The sequence below is a fragment of the Acinetobacter sp. A47 genome, from assembly GCF_000805455.1.
In the GTDB taxonomy this organism is placed as follows: Bacteria; Pseudomonadota; Gammaproteobacteria; order Pseudomonadales; family Moraxellaceae; genus Acinetobacter.
This window is the reverse complement of the sequence record NZ_JSUS01000032.1, coordinates 163,282-181,680: the sequence shown is the minus strand read 5'-3', so window position 1 is coordinate 181,680 and position 18,399 is coordinate 163,282. Positions and strand designations below refer to the sequence as shown.

18 protein-coding genes are annotated in these 18,399 nt (G+C 41.2%); 9 read left to right on the top strand and 9 right to left on the bottom strand.

The genetic code is table 11. The features are described from left to right. Positions 1-188: 188 nt before the first annotated feature. Together brnQ and OC23_RS07410 are read left to right on the top strand one after the other, a co-directional pair. Positions 189-1,490 carry a branched-chain amino acid transport system II carrier protein gene (gene brnQ, locus OC23_RS07415; RefSeq protein WP_038343909.1) on the top strand — a complete coding sequence of 434 codons (1,302 nt, stop codon included), beginning with the start codon at positions 189-191 and terminating at the stop codon, positions 1,488-1,490. A 424-nt stretch (positions 1,491-1,914) separates the two neighbouring features. Next, a complete protein-coding gene (locus OC23_RS07410; protein ID WP_038343907.1) occupies positions 1,915-2,175 on the top strand; it encodes a hypothetical protein in 261 nt (86 codons plus the stop codon). Between the two features lie 12 nt (positions 2,176-2,187). Here OC23_RS07410 and OC23_RS07405 read toward each other — a convergent pair whose 3' ends face one another. Then, positions 2,188-2,643, bottom strand: coding sequence for a hypothetical protein (locus OC23_RS07405; RefSeq protein ID WP_038343906.1), 456 nt, complete (start codon positions 2,641-2,643; stop codon positions 2,188-2,190). A gap of 139 nt (positions 2,644-2,782) precedes the next feature. Between OC23_RS07405 and OC23_RS07400 the strand changes: the two genes are divergently transcribed. Then, a complete protein-coding gene (locus tag OC23_RS07400) occupies positions 2,783-3,640 on the top strand; it encodes an alpha/beta fold hydrolase (protein WP_038343905.1) in 858 nt (285 codons plus the stop codon). Positions 3,641-4,269: 629 nt separating this feature from the next. Beyond that, on the top strand, positions 4,270-4,734 hold the full coding sequence (locus OC23_RS07395) for a MarR family winged helix-turn-helix transcriptional regulator (protein ID WP_038343904.1): 465 nt from the start codon (positions 4,270-4,272) through the stop codon (positions 4,732-4,734). 50 nt (positions 4,735-4,784) lie between these two features. Here OC23_RS07395 and OC23_RS07390 read toward each other — a convergent pair whose 3' ends face one another. The 5 genes from OC23_RS07390 to OC23_RS07370 form a co-directional block, all read right to left on the bottom strand. Then, positions 4,785-5,450 carry an SOS response-associated peptidase gene (locus OC23_RS07390; RefSeq protein ID WP_038343901.1) on the bottom strand — a complete coding sequence of 222 codons (666 nt, stop codon included), beginning with the start codon at positions 5,448-5,450 and terminating at the stop codon, positions 4,785-4,787. 81 nt (positions 5,451-5,531) lie between these two features. Continuing rightward, a complete protein-coding gene (locus OC23_RS07385; protein WP_038343899.1) occupies positions 5,532-6,152 on the bottom strand; it encodes a 2OG-Fe(II) oxygenase in 621 nt (206 codons plus the stop codon). Between the two features lie 181 nt (positions 6,153-6,333). Then, on the bottom strand, positions 6,334-8,496 hold the full coding sequence (locus tag OC23_RS07380; protein WP_038343898.1) for a malate synthase G: 2,163 nt from the start codon (positions 8,494-8,496) through the stop codon (positions 6,334-6,336). Between the two features lie 292 nt (positions 8,497-8,788). Then, positions 8,789-9,934: a cell division protein ZapE gene (gene zapE / locus OC23_RS07375; protein WP_038343896.1), complete on the bottom strand. Its 1,146-nt coding sequence runs from the start codon at positions 9,932-9,934 to the stop codon at positions 8,789-8,791. Positions 9,935-10,052: 118 nt separating this feature from the next. Then, positions 10,053-11,072: an AraC family transcriptional regulator gene (locus tag OC23_RS07370; protein WP_038343894.1), complete on the bottom strand. Its 1,020-nt coding sequence runs from the start codon at positions 11,070-11,072 to the stop codon at positions 10,053-10,055. A gap of 155 nt (positions 11,073-11,227) precedes the next feature. Between OC23_RS07370 and OC23_RS07365 the strand changes: the two genes are divergently transcribed. Together OC23_RS07365 and OC23_RS07360 are read left to right on the top strand one after the other, a co-directional pair. Beyond that, the gene (locus OC23_RS07365; protein ID WP_038343893.1) at positions 11,228-12,742 is read left to right on the top strand and encodes a flavin-containing monooxygenase; all 1,515 of its coding nucleotides are present in this window, start codon (positions 11,228-11,230) and stop codon (positions 12,740-12,742) included. A gap of 232 nt (positions 12,743-12,974) precedes the next feature. After that, complete coding sequence (locus OC23_RS07360; protein ID WP_038343892.1) at positions 12,975-14,201, top strand: multidrug effflux MFS transporter; 1,227 nt, start codon at positions 12,975-12,977, stop codon at positions 14,199-14,201. A 23-nt stretch (positions 14,202-14,224) separates the two neighbouring features. On the opposite strand, the gene OC23_RS07355 is transcribed toward OC23_RS07360, so the two are convergent. Beyond that, entirely contained in the window at positions 14,225-14,800 is a 576-nt protein-coding gene (locus tag OC23_RS07355) for a TetR/AcrR family transcriptional regulator (RefSeq protein ID WP_038343891.1), read from the bottom strand. A gap of 237 nt (positions 14,801-15,037) precedes the next feature. Between OC23_RS07355 and OC23_RS07350 the strand changes: the two genes are divergently transcribed. Beyond that, positions 15,038-15,955, top strand: coding sequence for a lysine exporter LysO family protein (locus tag OC23_RS07350; RefSeq protein ID WP_038343889.1), 918 nt, complete (start codon positions 15,038-15,040; stop codon positions 15,953-15,955). Between the two features lie 12 nt (positions 15,956-15,967). On the opposite strand, the gene pyrF is transcribed toward OC23_RS07350, so the two are convergent. Together pyrF and OC23_RS07340 are read right to left on the bottom strand one after the other, a co-directional pair. Further along, the gene (gene pyrF / locus OC23_RS07345; RefSeq protein WP_038343888.1) at positions 15,968-16,648 is read right to left on the bottom strand and encodes an orotidine-5'-phosphate decarboxylase; all 681 of its coding nucleotides are present in this window, start codon (positions 16,646-16,648) and stop codon (positions 15,968-15,970) included. Positions 16,649-16,764: 116 nt separating this feature from the next. Next, entirely contained in the window at positions 16,765-17,313 is a 549-nt protein-coding gene (locus tag OC23_RS07340; RefSeq protein ID WP_038343887.1) for a helix-turn-helix domain-containing protein, read from the bottom strand. 89 nt (positions 17,314-17,402) lie between these two features. On the opposite strand from OC23_RS07340, the gene OC23_RS07335 reads away from it, so the two are divergent. Together OC23_RS07335 and OC23_RS07330 are read left to right on the top strand one after the other, a co-directional pair. Next, a complete protein-coding gene (locus OC23_RS07335) occupies positions 17,403-18,059 on the top strand; it encodes an AzlC family ABC transporter permease (RefSeq protein ID WP_038343886.1) in 657 nt (218 codons plus the stop codon). Further along, positions 18,056-18,382 (top strand): AzlD domain-containing protein, encoded by a 327-nt coding sequence (locus OC23_RS07330; RefSeq protein WP_038343884.1) that lies wholly within the window; start codon positions 18,056-18,058, stop codon positions 18,380-18,382. Before OC23_RS07335 ends, OC23_RS07330 begins: the two co-directional genes overlap by 4 nt. Positions 18,383-18,399 lie beyond the last annotated feature (17 nt).

Below are 18,399 nucleotides of genomic sequence, written 5' to 3'. Positions count from 1 at the left end.
AAAAAGCATGATTACTTTTAATTTCCAAGTTTTGAAAACCTTTTCAATGTATTAGCTTTACCAAAGCTAATTATATGATTTTAATAATTTCTTTTTAGCCAAAAAACAGACAGTTTTCACATAAATTAGTTTCAAAAGAACGCTTTTTTATTCTAAAATTTGCACTTTTATTTTATGCCTCCCTTTTTATGAATCAACTTCGTACAGGAGATATCATTGCTTTAGGTTTTATGACCTTTGCGTTATTTATTGGCGCCGGCAATATTATCTTTCCTCCAATCGTTGCTCAGCAGGCTGGTGAACATGTCTGGCTTGCTGCTTTCGGTTTCTTGATTACAGCAGTTGGTTTACCTGTGATTACGATCATGGCCCTATCTCGCATGAAGGGTTCGATCGAAATCATCAGTTCTCCACTCGGCCGTTTTTTTAGCTTACTGCTCACCATTGCCTGCTACTTGACTGTAGGGCCACTATTTGCAACACCGCGGACAGCAACCGTTTCTTATGAAATTGGCTTTGCTCCTTATTTTGGTACCTCAGATAGCAGTCTCTTTCTCTACAGTATTGTTTATTTTGCCTTCGTAACTGCGGTTTCGTTATATCCGAATAAACTGCTCGATACTGTCGGCCATGTACTCGCACCTTTGAAAATTATTGCACTCGCAATTTTAGGTATTGCCGCATTTGCCATCCCGACCGGCCTGATTTCACCAGCGGTTAACAATTATGTGAGCAGTCCTGTATCTGAAGGTTTTGTCAGCGGTTACCTTACCATGGACACCTTGGGTGCATTGGTATTTGGGATTGTCATCATTCAGGCTATCCAATCACGTGGTGTTACCGATACCAAGCTGATTACCAAATATGCCATTATTGCCAGTTTAATCGCCGGCGTAGGCCTCACCTTGGTCTATATCAGCCTGTTTAAGCTTGGCCTAGGTAGCCATGAAGTCGCAGCAAATGCCGACAACGGTGCCATCATTTTGCATGCCTACGTTCAACATGCTTTTGGTGATTATGGTTCATACTTCCTGACCTGCCTGATTTTCCTTGCCTGTATGGTTACAGCCATTGGTCTGACCTGTGCCTGTGCCGAGTATTTCAATGAATTAACCGGTTTATCTTATAAATTGCTGGTTTTCATTCTGACCGGCTTTTCACTCTTGATTTCCAATCTGGGCCTAACCAAGCTGATCGCCTTCTCGGTACCGGTACTTAGTGCAATTTATCCGCCAGCCATTGTCGTAATCATGCTTAGCTTTTTCTGGAAGCGCTGGAATAATCCATCTCTTGTGGTTGGATCAGTAACCGCTGTTGCTTTTCTTTTCGGCGTCGTTGAAGCAATTAAAGCTGCCGGATTTACAGCTCAACTTCCAGCATTTATCCAGCATTTACCTTTAAATGAACAGAATCTTGCATGGCTACTTCCATCATTGGCTGTTTTGGTGATTGCAATCGTGATTGATCGAGCACGGGCTCAGAAAAAGTAAAATGATTTGTCGTTAAGATAATGTTTTACCCAAACATTGTTTTAGCTATACAAAAAATGTTCTTTTATCCAACGTTCATTTTTTGTTTACGACAAATCTTTCTTTTTTACTGGCTATAACAATGTGGAATAATCTGACTTATACTCATTCCGTGATACCGGATATTGCACTAAATAGTGTTATAAGCTGCTTTATAGATAACATTTAAATATTTCAAAACGTAAAAATACCGGGCAACATTTAACTAAAAAATACTATAAATCAATATAAAAAATACTTTAAAGTTATATAAATCAATACATTCAAAAATTTATTTTCAAAATACCCTCTTTTGCTATTGAAATGCTCAGAAAATAGCAGTACAACTTAAAAAACAATTCAGACAAAAACACAAGGTTTTGTGTCACAACAAGGAGGGATGGAGATGTTATCAATACATTTCAACAAGCAAGTCTTCATTAACGCTCTGAAGGCAAATGATACAGTAGTATATGCAACCACCACACTTGCCCTTATGGTCACACTGTTGTTCCAAGGCACTATTAAAGGGAATTTAAAACCCGAATATTTTGCATATGCATTGATTGTCTCTGTTGCCTTTTGTATGTGGGCCATCATTGATCGAAAGTTTCGACAGTTAAGCGTAGCACGCCAAAAAAATTCTTTAGGAAGAATGGATGATTAATCATCCATTTTTTTAATTAAAAAAATAAGCCATCGTCCCTAATAATAAAACTGTTGTGGCGCCTAACTCGACAATAATTAAACTTAACATCATCAACGTCATGCACCATGCTGGTAAATTTAATCGTCCCACTTTATGCGGTTGCTTGAACTGGTTGGTCGTATCTTTCAAAAAACCATGCAAGATATAAATCAGAATCGACATCGCAAAAAAGAATAAGTTGGCAACAACGCAAAACAAGACAACCGCATCCGATAAGACAGTAAAATGACTTAATACTGCCAGAATCAAACTTGCTGATGCATAAAGCAGACTGCTGCGATGAGCAATATCCACATAATAATGCGCTCTAGCCAGCTCTGACCGTCTGATTTGATAGTATTTCCAGACACCGGTCAGCATCCCTACCCAGAGAAATAACCCACTAAATACAATGGCATATTGAGTCGCCATATTTAAAACATACATGTTTTTTCCTGCTTTTCTAGCACTTTCTTTTGCCCTTTTATATACCATAAAGTTTGACTTTTGAGTCATTTTTTAATCAGGTTTCTTTTTAGAACTTATATAAAGTATCTATATAAAATACAGATGAGTACCCACCTCCATGAATAGCGTCGAATCTTTCTGGATCAGCTGCAAGGACGGCTATCAGCTTGCGGCCCGGTTCTATCCATCACAAAATCCGGATAAACCTTATCCTGTTTTGATCTGCCCGGCGACAGGAATCACCAAGAACTTTTATCATGCATTTGCCGAGTGGCTCAACCAGCAAGGTTATCAGGTCCTTGTTTTTGATTTTCGGGGTATTGGCGAATCTCTTCATGGCAAACTGAAGCATTCAAATGCCAGCATTAATGATTGGGGAATATATGATATTCCAGCAGCCATAGAAGCCTTGCTAAGCCGAACCCGGTCACAAAAAGTCATCATCATCGGGCATAGTGCCGGAGGCCAGCTTCTTGGTATTGCATCAAATTATCACAAGGTGGCCAAGGCATTGACCATTGCAGGTTCAACCGGACATGTTAAAGGGCTTAAAGGTAAAACTAGATTTCTGGCCCCGGTTATGTTCAATGTTATTTTTCCACTTTCAAGCTTTATTAAAGGCTATGGTGCAACCGAGTTTATCGGTATGGGAGAAAACCTGCCTAAAAAGGTGGCCAAACAGTGGGCCGAGTTCTGCAGTAAACCGGGTTATGTGATGAATGCGATTGGTAAAAGTATTTTTGTAGATTATCACCAACAGATTCAATGCCCAATTACCTCATTCTGGGCGACTGATGATGAAATTGCGACCTATACAAATGTCAAAGACCTCCTCCGCTTATATCCTAATGCAGATACCCGGCTCATTGAATTAAACCCTCAACAGCTAGGCTATAAACAGATCGGTCATATGCTGATGTTTAAAAAATCACATCAGAAAATCTGGCCACTATTTGAAAAAGAGCTACGCATTTAAACCGATTAAAGATATATGCTACATCTTTTAGTTTTGGCACCTAAAACTGTAATCCTGTTTAGGTGCTTTTTTATGGCAATGTTCAGCCCTTCCTGCCATTTACTTTGCTGGCTGCTCCGGTTTCGATTAAATTTAAAAGAAAAGTGTGACAAAGAATGTATTTATTCAATCTTTTTATAAAAAATCCAGATACGATATTTTAACCAGCTGATCAAAACAAACGCATGTATTCGCTATTTATTTAAGCTTTATTTACTTTATAAATATATTGATTTCGTATATTTATGACATTTTAGACAGAAAATTTTATAAAAATGTCACGACAAAATTCGTATTTTTTTTCTACAATATGGTTATTCTAGAGCAGAACAGAGCCGTGTAGCTCCTGCGCCCTGATCTAAGTTGGACGACGGGATAGTTCACCTTTAATAGCTGATTTATGTGAATTTTATGGTGACTTCCCTATTCAGAATAAAGATAATTCAAATATTATCTTTGGACACAGATATTAGAAATGGAATGTTAAAAAAATCAGGAAAGGGATTTTCTTAACAGGTAAATTGTAGATATTTCATGGAATCTAAGAGCTAAACAGGATTAGCTCCTTGTGCAAGCATAGGAAATAAGTAATGCCAAAAAAATATGCGCGTTTTTTACCTACAGCCGATTCATTTAACCTAGAAGACTTCCCTTTTTACTGGATTTCTCAAGTAAATGCTCAGTATGTCCAAAACATCGATAATGTGCTTAAAAAGTATGGCCTGGACAATTCACGCCGTCGTATTTTGATCGCATTGCACGTCAAGCCTCATGCCAGCGTATCAGAACTTTCTGATATGGTGATCTCAAAAATGTCGACTACCACCAAGATCGTTTATCGACTAAAAGATGAAGGCTATATCGATACTTACTCATGTAAGGAAGATGGACGTATTACTCGCGTTCACTTGACTGAAAAAGGACAGGAAATGATTTCAAAAATCAACGATCTGACTGCAGTCATCCTGGAACAGTCCTTTGACGGCCTAACCCCATTACAAATTGAAAAAACAATGGAAATCCTTCGCCACATGTTTAAAAACCTTGCGCGTTAAACCCGAGCAAATCAAAAAGGCTTCTATAATGAAGCCTTTTTTGTGCATGCCTAAAAATCAAACATGTTCAGTTGAGGTGTGACTTTTTCTTTCTTGGCTTTTGGCACATGCAAACACTCAAACTCTTCCACTGGAAAACCTTGCATAAACTCATATAGCAAATGAGGCTGTTTCAGGCTTAACCACTGATCCAGATGTTCATGAGGAATGACCACAACCGAACGTTTGACATCACCCGGCTCATGAAAATCTTTCATCATCGGATGATCTATGGCATTCATGGTGAGCATGGTGGCCGAACGGATCACCTGATCATTTAGCTTGCGGATCTCATATAGGGCAGCAATAAAAAAGGCTTTACCGTCTTTACGCCGCACGGCCCAACGCTGTGGCTTATTATCAATATACTTGCTTTCATAAAACTCGGTAACCGGAATCACCCCGAACTTGCATCTGGATGCAGCCTCCAGAAAACTCGGCTTTTGAAAAAGGGTTTCATGCCGGGCATTATAGGTATGCTTGGAAATATGAATGTCTTCTGACCATTTCGGTACCAGACCAAATAATACCTCACGCCACTCGAAACCCTTTTCCGATTTAAACAGTAAAGGTGTTTTATAGCCCGGATAAACCTCTTCCACATATTCAAATGGAATCGAAGGCAAGCCCAGCTGCTTGATTTGCTCAAGCGTTAACGGTTTAAAATTCGCACACATAGAAGTTATATGGGTCTATTTTTCAAAATTTAAAGCTTAAAAAAGGAGGCATATATACCTCCTCTTTGGTTTCAGAAAAACCTATCCGAATAACTTCTTCATTTTTGCACTTAGGCCATGAATAAAGCGGTGCTTGGCATTGGCCTTATCACTGGTCAAAAAGTTGATCTGGATTGACTGGCGTTGTCCTTCATAAGGTACATAACCATGCCAGCCATTATCAGTAACCTTAAATGCGACCAAGGTACCCGGACCTGCATTAATTTCTGCAGCATAATCATCCATGTTTTTTTCATCATTCAAGATGCGTAGACGGCCTGTCGGTGCATCCCACGATTCATTGAGATAAATCAGGATGGTGAGCAATTTGGTTTTTGAGTCAGAATGAATCCGGCCATCTTTTTGACGTGAATACCCACGCAAGGTGATCATCATTGGATGTTCCATCACATCGACATCAAATTTCTCGGTCAGGATCTGACGAAACTCTTTGGTATCCAGCGATTTCAGGAAACGATCAAAATTAGGTTTAATCTCGACATCTTCAATGTTATAGCTTCCCCCCTGTTCGATCTTTGGAAAATCCTGAATAACAGCATTCACTTCATTGTCTACAATGGCGTTTTCTACAACAAAGTAAGGATATGGCGTGGTAGAGACTTGCGCCTGTTTTAAAGCATCTAATTTTAAAATTTGTGACATCGTTATGATTCGGCTAAATGATCAAACTACGCTAATTATAACAAATATTTCAGTGCTAATCTGTTTAATCCTGTTTTTAACAATATTTGATCCTCACCCAAACAAAGCAAGCAGATACCTCGTTTTTCTGAATCGCAGCTATAAAAAAAGCCTCCGAAGAGGCTTCTTTATTCAGATGAAATTAATCACCTGTATAACCTTTTAATTTTAAGCGAGCAGCATGTAGTAATGGCTCTGTATAACCAGATGGCTGCTCGGCACCTTTGAAGATCAGGTCAGAAGCGGCCTGGAATGCAATTCCGTCAAAGTTAGGTGCCATTGGTGTATACAGTGGATCATTGGCATTTTGCTGATCTACAATCACCGCCATACGCTTAAGCACTTCTTCAACCTGTTCACGGGTTACGATGCCATGACGTAACCAGTTTGCAACGTGTTGCGATGAAATACGTAATGTCGCACGGTCTTCCATCAAGCCTACGTTATTGATGTCTGGCACTTTAGAACAGCCCACACCTAAATCTACCCAGCGAACCACATAACCCAAGATACCTTGGCAGTTATTTTCAAGTTCATTGTTTAACTCTTCCGCAGTCCAGTTGGTTTCGGCTGCAAAAGGCGGTGTTAACAAGTCATCCAGTGACAACATGTTTTCAGCAGCCAATTCATCCTGACGTGCTTTTACATTGATCTGATGGTAATGCAAGGCATGAAGTACGGCACCTGTTGGAGATGGAACCCACGCGCAAGATGCACCTGCATTTGGATGTGCAGTCTTGGTCGCCAACATATCTTTCATGCTGTCCGGTTTTGGCCACATGCCCTTACCAATTTGCGCTTTGCCCTGTAAGCCACATGCCAAGCCAATGGCAACGTTACGGTTTTCATAAGCAGCAATCCACTTTTGTGTCTTAACTGCTTCTTTACGAACAACAGGCCCTGCTTCCATAGATGTATGGATTTCATCACCAGTACGGTCCATGAAGCCGGTGTTGATAAAGATGGTACGGTCTTTTGCAGCAGCAATACAGTTCTTCAGGTTGACTGAAGTACGGCGTTCTTCATCCATAATCCCGATTTTGAGTGTTTTTGCTGGCAAGCCAATGGCCTGTTCAGCACGCTCAAACAACTCTACTGCAAAGGCAACTTCTTCCGGGCCATGCATTTTTGGCTTAACGATATACATTGAACCTTTACGAGAGTTTTTATTCTCGTTTTGGCCACGGATATCTGCAATCGAAAGCAATGGTGTGATTAATGCGTCCATGATGCCTTCAAACACTTCTTCGCCATCTACAAGGATTGCAGGGTTAGTCATTAAATGCCCAACATTACGAAGCAACATTAATGAACGGCCATGTAAGGTTGTAGTGCCACCAATCAGGTTCTGTACGGTACGGTCTTTATTCAATGTACGGGTAATGGTTTTACCATTTTTCTCGATTGACTCTTGCAGATCACCTTTCATCAGGCCTAACCAGTTACGGTAGCCTTCAACTTTCTCTTCTGCATCAACAGCAGCAACCGAATCTTCCAGATCCTGGATCGTGGTTACAGCCGCTTCAAGTGTTAAGTCTTTCACGCCTGCTGCATCGGTTTTGCCCACCGGACTATTTGCATCAATCTCGATAATGACATGCAGACCATTGTTTAATAAAACAATTTCTGCAGGTGCTGCTGCATCACCGTTAAAACCCACAAATTGAGATGGATGAGCCAATGTGGTAGTAGAACCATCTTTCAATGTCACTGCCAAGGCATTGTTGACAACGGCATATTTGGTGGCATCAGCATGTGAACCTTGTGCCAATGGGAAAGTCTGATTCAAGAAATCCTTCGCAAATGCAATGACCTTGTCACCACGTACCGGGTTATAACCCTTGCCTTTCTCTGCACCGCCTTCTTCAGAAATCACATCTGTGCCATACAGTGCATCATAGAGAGAACCCCAACGTGCATTGGCCGCATTCAGGCTGTAACGTGCATTACGCACAGGTACAACCAACTGTGGGCCTGCAAGTAACGCAATTTCTTCATCAACATTTTCAGTGGTTACCTTGAAGTCTGCCACTTCTGGTACCAGGTAACCAATTTCGGTTAAAAATGCCTTGTAAGCATTGAGTTCAAATTTATTATTACGGTGCCATTCATCAATCTTCGCCTGAAGATCATCACGCTTAGCCAATAATGCCTTGTTCTTTGGGCTAAGGTCGACAACGACTTGCTCGAAGTTTTTCCAGTAAGTTTCACTCTCTAAACCAGTCCCTGGTAAAGCTTCATTTTCGATAAAATCATAAAGTTCTTTAGCAATCGCTAGCTTGCCTTTTTGAATACGTACAGTCATTGTCTTTCCTGATGGTGCTAACTTTTTATAACAAGAATTCTAGTATACTGATTTATACTAGCCTGAATAGTAATATCACATTCCTAAATAGTAAGCATTTTCCCCATTAGATGTATTGACAAATCAGAATATTTATATTCATCAAAATATCAAATGTGACTGCTTTGCTGTTTAGTCAGGCAACTTACTCCCTTTTCAAACTCATCTAGTTATAACAAAATTCAACCAGGAATAAAGCCTTATCTGTACATGGCCATAAAAAAAGCATTCCGAAGAATGCTTTTTTTTTTATTTATGAAGTCTGGGCGACCTGAATCTGCCGGTGTTCCGAATGCAGATAATCATCCGATTGCATTTCCAGTAAACGTGAACGCGTCCGTTCAATTTCAAATGCCAGTTTTTCACCTTCATACAGATCAATGATGGAATCTTCAGAGGTAAGAATCAGTTTTACCCCGCGATCGTAAAATTCATCGACCAGATAAATGAAACGGCGTGTCCCTTCAGACAGGAAATCGGTCAAATGCGGAACGTTACTCACCAACACGGTATTGTAAATGTTGGCAATTTCAATAAAGTCAGCAGGACTGCGCGGTTTAAAACACAATTCTGAAAATTCGCACCACAACACATCTTCGGTATGCCCCAGGGTCTCGACGACTCGATTATTAATCATGATTGGCGCATCAGATTGTGCCTGTGTCTGGGTCAATGCCTTAAAACGCCCTGCTAACCAGGCCTGTGCATCATCTGACAATGGATATTTGAACAGTTGTGCCTGCTTTAATACCCGTAAACGGTAGTCCACACCAGCGTCTACATTCAGGACAATACAGTTCTTTTTCACCAACTCGATCGTTGGCAAGAACCGGTCACGGTGAATGCCGTTCTTGTATAGCCCATCTGGTGCAATATTGGAAGTTGCGACCAGTGTAATGCCACGTTCAAACAGCTTCTGGAACAAATCACTCAGAATCATCGCGTCTGTAACGTTCGATACGAAAAATTCGTCAAAACAAATTACAACAGCATCTTTATAAATCTGATCTGCAACCAAATCCAGAGGGTTCCGTTGACCAGAAAGCTTGTTCAATTCTTTATGAACATGTTGCATAAAATGATGGAAATGCATGCGTGTTTTACGGCGGAATGGAACAGATTCATAGAACTGATCCATCAACCAGGTTTTGCCACGGCCTACACCACCCCACATATAAACCCCTTTCGGATAGGTCTGGCGACGAAAACGTCGAAACGCTTTCTTTGAAGCCTTATAGCGGGTGAGTAACTCTTTCCATACTCGGTCTAACTCTCGCACAGCCTGAGCTTGTGCTTCATCTGGCATGAATTGTCCTGACTCAAGTGCTTGCGCATAACGCTCAGCAGGTGATGTTGGAATAAATGCAGTGCTATGTGAGTCTGGTTTAGAATTTGACATAAGGTGTTATTGCAATTTTAATTGGTGAAAATTATATCGAACATTCCGTTCAATGACATTAGATTTTAGGCTTAATTATCATAGAGTTTAAACATCATAATGTACCATTTTTAATCATTTAATGATTGCGGTAATATTGTCTTGGACTCAATCCAAACCATCTTTTAAACGCATGATTGAATGCTGCAGGCTCAGAATAACCTAACATTTCTGCCACCTGTTCAATCGAATATGAACTGTTTTCGATGAACTTGAGCGCCTTTTGCTTAATCAGCTTTTCGCGAATTTCTTTATAGCTGGTCTGCATTTGCTGCAATTGGTGCCTTAAGGTACGCTCGGGAATGTGCAAGGCGCAGGCTGTTTCAGCCATGCTCGGGATGATGCCATTTTGCATTTCCAGATAGTCCTGGACATATTCCACCACTGTCAGTTTAAGGCCGGCGCTCTTTTTCAGATGCTTCAGATCCTGTAGGCATTTTTCTTCATAAATTCGATAGGTCAGCACATCGGCAGACGGGATTTTGGTATTAAGTATCTGGCTATTTTCCAATATAAAAGCAGCTTCCCTGCATCCGAATCTGACATCTTGCCCATAATAATCCTGATAAGCGGCAAGCAAGACCAGATCTTCGGGACAGCTAAATGGAAGTTCAATATGTATATCTGGAACATCCAGTCCCATCATCATGAAAATGTCTTGTAAAAACTTATAAGTACCGGAAATCTCGCACTGCGCCCGCAGTTGCCCCAATGCGGTATTCAGATCAACAGGCTGATAATGTAAATAAATCCGGTCTTGTTCGATATTGAGGTGCAAAGTGCCAAACAAATGCGTTAATTGCTGGAATTTCACTCCATTTAACAATGCTTTATGAATAGTTTCACTGGTCACCAATAACATCAGGAAAGGCCCATAACCGGCAAGCGCATAATGCTGTCCGATATATAGCCCTTGCTCAGGTGAAATGTCCTGACTGATATGCTGCAGGATATCCCATTCGATTTCATCTGGAATAATAGAAGCAGGATCCAAAGCATCGGCTTGTATGCCCATATTTGCCAAACGCGCATCCACATCAATGCCGACATGTCGCATGCCTTGAATCAAATACATCAATCCGAGGATAGATCTCTTCATAATTCCCAGTACAGTTCTCGAAACTTTAACGTTTTACTATAAAAGCCAGAGCAAATGAATTGCCGAAGTGATCAAGTTTTACGTCGATACAATCATGTTTAATCGCGATAAAAGCGTTAAACTTGCATAAAATTTAAAAGTGCAGGATATAAGCTATGCGTGATATAACCAAAAATGCAATTCAAAAAACAAAAGTTGCCATTATTGGTGCAGGTTTTGGTGGTTTAGCAATGGCTATTCGCTTGTTACAAAGCCACATCGATGATTTTGTAATTTTAGAAAAAACCAATGATGTTGGAGGCACCTGGCGTGAAAACCAATATCCGGGTGCAGCATGTGATGTGCAATCACATATGTATTCTCTCTCATTTGCCCCTAAAACCGACTGGTCAAAACGCTACGCTGAAGCAGATGAGATTTTCTCTTATATTCAGGACATCACAGCACAATATCAATTAAAAGATTATTGCAGATTCAACCATGAAGTAACCAAAGCCGAATTTGATGAAAACCGTAATATCTGGTCTCTTGAATTTAAAGATCAACCTGCCCTTGAAGCGCAATTTGTGATTTTTGCTTCCGGCCCATTGCATGTACCGCAAATTCCCCATCTAAAAGGAATTGAAAACTTTAAAGGCAAAGTCTTTCATTCTTCACAATGGGATCATGACTATGACTTGACAGGAAAGTCGGTTGCATCCATTGGTACAGGAGGCAGTGCCATTCAATACATTCCTGAAATTGCTCCTCAAGTCAAACAGCTTTATGTCTTACAACGTACCGCAGCCTGGGTAATTCCACGCGATGAACGAAAATATTCAGCACTGAGCAAGACGCTGTTTAAAGCATCCAACCTTTACCGCCAGATTCACCGTACCCGCCTGTACTGGACCAATGAATCACGTGTCGTACCGATCGTACAACCTCAGATCATGAAATATGGCCAAAAACTGGCTGAAGCCTTTATCCGTTATCAGGTCAAAGATAAAGAACTGGCCAAAAAACTGACGCCAGATTTTGTTATGGGATGCAAACGTATCCTGATTTCAAACAAGTATTTCCCAACCTTTAACCGGGACAATGTGGAGCTGGTGACAGAAGGCATTCAGGAAATTACTGCCAATGGCATCATCACCAAAGATGGTAAGGAGCGTCAAATTGACTGCCTGATCTATGGTACCGGTTTTATTACCGATCCACGTATCTACCTAAAGCATTTTAACTGCATTGGCCGTAATGGCATTGAACTGAAACAGGCTTGGAAAGATGGGGCTGAAAGTTATTATGGCATTAGCACCAAAAACTTCCCGAATTTGTTCCAGCTACTTGGGCCAAATACGATTTTAGGCCATAACTCTGTGATTTTCATGATTGAATCACAGGTCAATTATATTCTGCAACTGATCCAGACCGTAGACAAAACCAAGACTCAAGCGGTGGAAATCAAGCATGAGGTTCAAGATCAGTTCAATGAACGGGTACAGGAGCAATTAAAAGGTACAGTCTGGCAAGCAGGTGGCTGTAGTAGCTGGTATCAGGCAGCTGACGGCAAAAACTTCTCGCTATGGCCAACTTATACCTGGAAATACTGGCTAGAAACGCGCAAGGTCAACGTAGCAGATTACAACTTTATCTCGACCTCAACCACGGCGCAGACCAACGCCGCATAAGTCATCAAAGCGACTCCAACGCCCTTGATTCTCTCCGGGGCGTTTTCATGTCTAAAGCCCTGACTGTCTTATCCCCATATAAACGTCACGTACTTCTCTTTCCTGTTTAACACCGATTTTCAAACCAGAATTTATAATAAGTAAAAAACAAAATTCATGTTAGCATTCAACCTACCGACCGTTAGGTCGCTTTTTATAGTTTACATTTTCTCTTGCAAGAGTTTTTAAAAATATGAAAACAGCGCCTCCCATCAACCAGATCAGCTGGTCTTTACTACTGCTGCTCTCCCTGTTTACCGCACTGGATGCAGTGGCAATCGATATTTATTTACCGGCATTTCCCTTACTTGCTGAAAGCTTTTCTACCACGCCTGGACATATCCAGTTAACCCTTTCGGTATTTCTGATCGGCCTTGCAGTCGGACAAGGTATTTATGGCCCTTTACTCGACCGTTTTGGTCGACGTAAGCCTTTGCTGATCGGTATTGCAATCTTTATTGCAGGTTCATTACTGGCCGCAATTGCCCCGTCCATTGAATGGCTACTGGCTGCCCGATTGTTACAAGCCATAGGAGCATCAGCAGGGCTGGTTGTACCCCGAGCGATTATTTCAGATATATGTGATGCCCAAAGCAGTGCCAAAAACTTTTCAATCCTGATGCAAGTGATGATGATTGTTCCCATCATTGCGCCATTATTTGGCAGTTTCATTCTTCGCTTCGGTTCATGGACACTTATTTTCTATATACTGGCGGCATTAGGTATCATTTTATGGCTCTGGGGCAACCATGCGCTACCAGAAACCTTAAAGCCTGAATATCGTCAACCGCTCCAGCTCAACACAATCAGAACCAGCTATCAGACACTGAGCTTGAATAAGTGCTTTATGGCTTATACCCTTGCCGCCGGTTTTATTCTAGGTGCTTTTTTTGTTTACCTAAGCCAGTCACCTTTTATTTTTATCCAGCATTATCAACTTCATAATGAAACGTTTAGTGGTTTATTTGCAGCCAATGCGGTTGGCCTGATTATACTTGGTCAAGTTTCAATCCTGCTACTAAAACACTGGTCGGCGCAACGCTTGCTCCTCATTGGCATGAGCATTTTTACCGGAGCCAGCTTTATTTTGCTATGGAGTGTATCTTTTTACACATTAAGCCTATGGCAATACATCTTGCTTTTAGGACTCAGCATCTGGTCAACCGGATTTATCTTTGGAAATGTCACCGCATTAACCATGCAACAAAGCCCGCAGCATCTGACTGGTGCAGCCTCATCATTGATGGGCTTGCTACAATATGCCTTTGCTTCACTGATTGGCTTTATCGTTAGCTTCATACAAGTCAACATCAGCTTGCTGCCTGCCAGTTTATTTATTTGTGGAGGTATTGCACTCGGCTTATCTGTTTATGCTGCCTCTACTCAAAATAGCAAGCTTTCAATCTCTAAAGCGAACTAAGCATTGATACTCATCAATGCCATTTAACCCGTGGTGCTGATGAGTACATCCAATGCCTGTAAGATGGCATCCAGACGTAGTCGAAACTTTTCTTTACCACCATAGATCAACTCGCTTTGCAGCGCATCTACAAAACTCATGCATACACGTGCAAATATCTGTGGCTCCAGCGTATGTGGAGTTGGGTTTATGCCGGAATCCCGGATCACCTGAGTAAATAACTGCTCCAGTTCGGCCATAAAAACATGCATCGGTTCAATCACCTGATCATATAAATGTACCGGCGGACTAATCAAGGCATTCATCCAGAACTGAACTGCATAAGAATTATTAAAGCGCTGTTCAATGCTGACAAGGTAGTCACTTAATTGCTGCCGTAACTGTTGTCCGCCTTGCAAGACCGTTTTGGCATAGCCTAATTCCTCGTCAATCATGATCGGAATCAGGCTAAGATAAAGCTCATCCTTATTCTTAAAATGTGCATAAATTGAAGGTTTTTTGATGCCGACATCGGTTGCAATTTCATTCAGTGATGTGGCTGCAAAGCCCTGTTTTGCAAAACGCTCTAACGCATATTTCTGAATCTTGGCTGCTGTCACAAATTACTTACCTCTATTATCTATAAAAGTATATTTCACTTCAGCACACATTCATATACAGATTAGGACAAATATATAGATGCCTTAACTTATAGCGGGTGTACCAAGATTGTTTTTAAGTAATTTCTTATTTTTAAATGAATAATCGCATTATTTTATTTATCAAACGATATATAAATCTATCCAGATACAAGATTTCCCTGCATAATAAATCAGCACTTTAAACGCTTTGATTGTATGACTTCTTTTGTTCTCATTTTCCAGATTTTTATCTGTATTAGCTTAGGCTATTTTTTAGCCCCGCACTTATCTCCAGCTTTAAAGAAATTTGTATTTAGAATTCTTCCTTATTTTTCTTATATTTTGCTGGTCAGTGTTGCATTTGAACTCACACAGGCACTCAACCATATTCAAAATCCAGCAGCAATCTTGCCACCCGCCATACTCATTGCCTTGACCACTTCGATTGGCTCTTTTTTCATTTGTTTAATGACTTATAAGCTGATTGATCGACAAAGTGTGCAAGGGAAAATTTCATTGCATCTTTTTCTCAATGCACTGAAAAATATTGGCAAAGCCTTTCTGGCCTTGGCAGTCGGCATTGGCTTGGGCATACTCATTCAAAGCTTAAACCTGCATATCGTGTTTAATAGCTGGTATCTGTTACTGATCTTTATTTTCCTGATTGGGGTAGAACTGGCCTTCACTCAATTTGACCGTAGCTGGTTAAGCTGGAAAATTTTATTAGTCCCGGTCGCTGCATTTGTAGGTTCGTGTCTTGCAGCAATTATCAACTATCTTATTTTATCGAATCAATACAGCCTGAATGAAGTGATGGCTTTGGCGCAAGGCTATGGCTGGTACTCGATGTCTGGGATTTTATTTACCGAATTACATTCAGCCAAACTGGGGGGTATTGCCCTGTTAACCGATTTATTTAGGGAAATTTTTGCAATTTTATTGATGTATTGTCTAGGTTGGCGCTTTCCACGCTCGGCGATTTCCAGTGCCGGTGCTACCTCTATGGACGTTACCCTTGCCATGGTGAAACAGTCATGTGGCACACATTATGTCCCACATGCCATGATGAGTGGCTTGATCCTTTCACTTCTCGCACCACTCTTGATCAGCTTATTTCTTAATATGAAGTTTTAGACTGCGACTGCATCAAATTGACGACAAGATTGATTTCAACATCTCGGTCGGATTCTCTGCTTTGGTGATTGGGCGGCCAATGACCAAATGCGTTGAACCATCAAGCATCGCCTGTTTCGGGGTAACGATACGTTTCTGGTCATCTGCATTTGAACCTTCAGGACGAATACCCGGCGTGACCAGTGCAAATTCCTGTCCTAGCATTTCACGAAGAATCTTGGCTTCTTGTGCAGAGCAGACTACACCATCGAGTCCACTTTCCTGAGTAAGTTTAGCCAGACGCTTCACCTGTTCGACAGGCTCGATATCCAGGCCGATATCGCGCAAGTCTTCACGCCCCATTGAGGTCAACACCGTTACTGCGATCAATTGAGTCTGGTAGTTACCCGCCTTTAGTCGTTCAACGCAAGTTTCCATCATCTTGCGGCCGCCAGATGCATGCACATTTACCATCCATACTCCCAGATCAGCAGCAGCACATACCGCCTGAGCTGTGGTATTAGGAATATCATGGAATTTTAAATCAAGAAAAACCTCAAAGCCTTTATCTTGTAAATTCTTGACCACTGATGGGCCTTCATGAGTAAAAAGCTCTTTGCCAACCTTCACACGACAAAGTGACGGATCAAGCTGATCAACAATTGTTAAGGCGTCATATTGGCTTTTTGCGTCTAGGGCAACAATAATACTCACAAATCTAGTTCCATCACATAAAAATCAGTTAATTATAAAGTGATTCACACAATCAACAAAGCAAGAATGTATGCATAATGCAAAAAAGCTTTTTTTGGAGAATGCGCAAATACACATTACCTTTGTTCAGAGATCAAAATGGCTCTGGTGTCTGCTTCCAAAGCTTCAAAAATATGCGGCTGATCGGCAGGATAACAAATGTAGTCACCGGCATTTAATACTATTGGCTCAGAACTGAGTCCGACTCTGGCTTTACCTTGCATAATAATAATATGTTCAATGCTACCCAAGGGATGCGGCTGGCTACAGCGGGGTTCTCCCGGCTGTGTACTGAGTATATAGACATCGCGTCTTGCACCCGTTGGGCAATTGGCCAGCAGAATGGCCTGATAATGGGCAATTTCAGATGAAACGGATGGCCCTTCACCAAAACGAATGACTTGGGTCTGTGCAATATGACTTTCCATTAACTTTGCAAATGGAATATCCAGCGCCACACATAAGGCCCATAGGGTCTCCAGGCTAGGATTGCCCTGTGCAGCCTCCAGTTGAGATAAAGTTGACTTGGCAATACCTGCGCGACGCGCAACCTCCGCCAATGATAGCCCGGCTTTTTGTCTCTCTCTTTGCAAACCCTTTGCAACTATTTCAATTGGCAACGCCATAAATCACCATAAAAAACGAATGTTCGTTTTGACGAACGGTATAAAATTAATCTATTATATCGTACGGTCGTTTGATATAGAAAATAAAGATGCAAGATCAAGAACGGTATAACTTAATCAAAGCCATTATTCTCATCTCGGTAGCAACAGGCATTGTCGGAATTTCTCTTGGTTCGGTAGCAGCCAGTTTTGAACTCCCCATCTGGATTCCTTTACTGCTTTCCTTAACCGTATTGGCAGGCGCAGCCGAATTTACCTTTATTGGCATGATCGCAACCGGCAGCAATCCGGTGTTTGCGGCATTGACAGGTATACTCATCAATTTGCGGCATTTACCTTTTGGCTTATCGGTCGCGACTTTCATTGAAAAGAATATCTATCACTTTATTGCCTGCCATATCATGAATGATGAAAGTGTGATGTTTGGCCTCAGTCAACAGGACCCCCATTTAAAAAAACGGGCCTATTGGCTATGCGGCTTAGGTATCAGCATACTTTGGCCTGTCGGTGTGTGCACAGGTTATCTGCTCAGCAAAAATATTCCAGATATTGATGTATTTGGCATTGACGCAGCATTCCCGGCTATTCTTTTTGCCTTGATCCTGCCAATGCTCAAGAACAAAACCACAAGAAACCGGGTATTTTTAGGTACTACTCTTTCTTTAGCATCCATTCCCTTACTTCCAGCAGGCTTACCAGTTTTAGTCTCGATGCTCGGCCTGCTGACAGGAAGAAAAATCAAATGAAATACACTGAAAGCTATATATTCGCCGGTATTGTCATACTGGCTCTAGGCACATACCTGATTCGTTATTCAGGCTTTTATCTGGCAAACCGAATGGAATTTAAGGAACATCATAAGCAGCTACTGGCTGACTCTGCCTGTGTACTGCTGTTTACACTGGCAGTATTAAATACCTTATTTACCGAAACCCATTTTAGTGGCATCAGTAAAATTATTGGCGTCTCTGTCGCAGTCATTTTTGCATGGAAAAAGTATTCACTGATTGTTGTTATTCTGGTTGCGTTGGGCATTACCGCCCTATTAAGGTATTTTGGCTTGTCATAGATACAAAAAAAGCTCTT